General features: G+C 36.5%; 3 protein-coding genes. All 3 read left to right on the top strand.

The window, feature by feature from the left end; translation table 11 throughout:
* Positions 1-185, top strand: a 185-nt coding sequence (locus tag ASV53_RS25885) for a hypothetical protein (protein WP_205049236.1), incomplete at its 5' end; no start/stop codon positions are given.
* On the top strand, positions 172-699 hold the full coding sequence (gene tadF / locus ASV53_RS24070; protein ID WP_189337962.1) for a tight adherence pilus pseudopilin TadF: 528 nt from the start codon (positions 172-174) through the stop codon (positions 697-699). The genes ASV53_RS25885 and tadF, both read left to right, overlap by 14 nt.
* 2 nt (positions 700-701) lie before the next feature.
* On the top strand, positions 702-1,252 hold a 551-nt coding region (locus ASV53_RS24065), incomplete at its 3' end, for a pilus assembly protein TadG-related protein (RefSeq protein WP_239928906.1).

The raw sequence follows: 1,252 nt of genomic DNA, 5'->3' as shown, positions 1-1,252 counted from the left end.
ATCTTATATCAGATAATCCGCAAGGTGTTGGCTCCAGTAATTGGAAAAATAATGCATTTAGCTTATTTGAAATAAATTACTCATATCGACCTGTCTTCTTCCCTTGGGGAGGATTTAGTTCTGTAATTAAGAGGCATGCACTTGTAATTGATGAGTTTGAGAGACACAACTATGCAAAAAATTAACAAGCAAGGTGGTGTTTTCTCAATTGAAATGGCGTTTGTGCTCATTGGAATGTGTGCTGCACTCTATTTTTGTTTTGATTTAGGTTACCAGCAAATCAGGAAAAGTCAGTTAGAAAGAGTGAGCTATTCTCTCGTCAGTGTTTTAAAAGAGCGAACGCTTTTTTATCAAAAAAAAGAAAAAGTAACTCTTGATGAAGTCAATAAATTGCACTTGTTAGCGGTTAGACTTTTAAATATTAAAAATAATAGTCAAGTATCAGTTGTTGTAGATCAAAGGGTCCAAGGGCAACCATCAACACAGATACGATCAACAATTTCACAAGTAATAAGTTGTAAGCCTGATCAAATGTTAAGCGATAAGTTTGATATCACTTTGGAAAAAACCGAAAAAAAAGCGCCCGTCTATCAAGTGACTGTATGCCAACAGATTCCTGCATGGTTTGAAAACGTGATAAGTGGTAAGGCCAAAAATAGCCGTGTTCTTCAAGTGCAGTCAACGTTTATAGGAAGGTAGGTATGCGCTTTAGTCATAATAAACAGCTTGGCGCTGCTGCAATATGGTTCATCTTTTTAATCGGTGCAATCATGTCGTTAGGGGCATTAGCCATTGAAGGCTCAAGGTATATAGGGAAAAAAGCTCGATTAGGAGATGCATCAGAAGCTGCTGCTATTGCTATATCAGCAAATGATGGTGTGACGAAAGGCTTTAATGTGAATGAAAAGCAGCGAAATGGCCGAAGTGCTAATGATGTAGCCAAAATTTGGGTTCAGCACTATGTGGATGATAGTAAAAAGCTATCAATTGGTATTAGTAGAAGCGATGCTGAAAAAGTTATAAATAGGGGCGAGCTAATACCTGATTATAAATTAGAATACTTCAAATATTTGGTTACTGTAAAAACAACGCATGACTCTTGGTTTAAATATGAAACTTGGACTAGATTTAACGATCAAGTAGTTATAGCCAATAAGGCTGTATCGGGTAGAATTAAAGGTGGCCACGAACCTGTAGATATTGTTTATGTTGCCGATTACTCAGGTTCAATGAATTGGAAAATAAATAACAG

The organism is Photobacterium sanguinicancri (assembly GCF_002265265.1).
GTDB lineage: Bacteria > Pseudomonadota > Gammaproteobacteria > Enterobacterales > Vibrionaceae > Photobacterium > Photobacterium sanguinicancri.
Note: the sequence above shows the minus strand (reverse complement) of the source record. Positions and strands in the feature narration are given on the sequence as shown.